This is a genomic window from Mesonia sp. K7 (assembly GCF_003233725.1).
GTDB lineage: Bacteria > Bacteroidota > Bacteroidia > Flavobacteriales > Flavobacteriaceae > Mesonia.
Genome location: NZ_QKQV01000033.1, coordinates 1 through 1,356, shown reverse-complemented (window position 1 = coordinate 1,356; position 1,356 = coordinate 1). Strand labels below are relative to the sequence as shown.

General features: G+C 33.9%; 2 protein-coding genes. Both read right to left on the bottom strand.

Annotated features, from left to right (window positions below; genetic code table 11):
* Positions 1–47: 47 nt before the first annotated feature.
* On the bottom strand, positions 48–896 hold the full coding sequence (locus DNG35_RS12130) for an IS3 family transposase (RefSeq protein WP_233494492.1): 849 nt from the start codon (positions 894–896) through the stop codon (positions 48–50).
* Positions 842–1,300, bottom strand: coding sequence for a helix-turn-helix domain-containing protein (locus DNG35_RS12125; protein ID WP_233494491.1), 459 nt, complete (start codon positions 1,298–1,300; stop codon positions 842–844). Before DNG35_RS12125 ends, DNG35_RS12130 begins: the two co-directional genes overlap by 55 nt.
* Positions 1,301–1,356: the final 56 nt, after the last annotated feature.

Here is a 1,356-nt window from a genome sequence, read left to right as displayed (position 1 = left end):
TTATACTGATATAGGTTGACTCTTTTTTGATAGCTATATTTTAATATTTAGATGTTGAGTTGGTGTAAATTTACATTATTTTTTCGATAGGATTTGTATTTGATGTTGGGGTTAAGATGCACTTCGGCCGGTTTTCTCAAGTTAAGGCTAAAATGTGTTCTCAGGTTATTGTAAATATATACTGCTTGTTGAGTTAACTTTTGAGCTAATTCAGTGCTTTTAATAGTTTGTTTTAGACCGTATTCGTGTTTTAGCGTTCTGTTGATTCTTTCAGCAACAGCGTTTTCGTAAGGATCGTACTGTTCGGTCATACTCATTGTGATATTGTTACTTTCCGCAAACTGTGTGTATTTAGGGTTGCAGTACTGAAAGCCTCTATCAGAATGGTGAATGAGTTTTAGATTAGGATATTTTCTGTTTTTAATGGCCATATCGAGCGCTTTTTTGCAAAGAGATGTTCTCATATGGTTATCGAGATTATATCCCATAATTTGCTTGGAATATGCGTCTGTAACTAAAGCTAGGTAGTTGTGTCCTTTTTCAGTTTTAATGTAAGTGATATCACTTACCCATAGTTGTTCGGGTCGAGTAGGAACGTGGTCTTTTACAAGGTTCTTATATTTTTTGTACATATGGTTTGAGTTTGTAGTAGTGATGTAATTTTTAGTTTTCGGAATCAAAAGGTTATTTAGCCTAAGAAACTTATAGAATTTGTCTCTGCCGATTTTGATGTCAGCGTCTATAAAGTTTTGTTTTAGTTCTTTATGTAGCTTAATACCACCCGTTTTAGAGCCTACTTTTTTACGGTAGTCCTTGACCATTTTTATTAGTTTTTGCTGGTCTATTTCTTGTTTTTGTTGTGCTTTGAGTCTTTTGTAGAAGGCTTGTTTAGATATCCCAAAACATCCATAGAGCCATTTTCTTTTATAATAGCCATTTTCTTTCGCTCTATCTCTTTTGCCAATGTTTTGGGCAATGACTTTTTTGACATATCGACCCCTGTAATAAGTTCCATATCAGCGATAATGTCTTGCTGGAAGTCTTTTTGGAACTCCAGTTCCTCGATTTTTTCCTTTAACCTTTTGATTTCATCGTTCTTACTCATACCATTGTTTTGTTGCACTAAGGTACTGTATTTTCTTAACCAATAAGAAATTGTTGTTCTCGGGACATCGTATTTTTTGGAGGCCTGATTGTTAGAAATGTGTCCGGTAAGGATTTGGTCAACGACCAAAAGTTTTGTTTCTAGATTGACTTTTTGGTAGCTTTTTTTTCGCCAGTGTTCATTTTTTGTTTTCATAAGTGACTATAATTAATGGTCTAATTTTTAGTCAACCTATTTCAGGAAAGTTCATT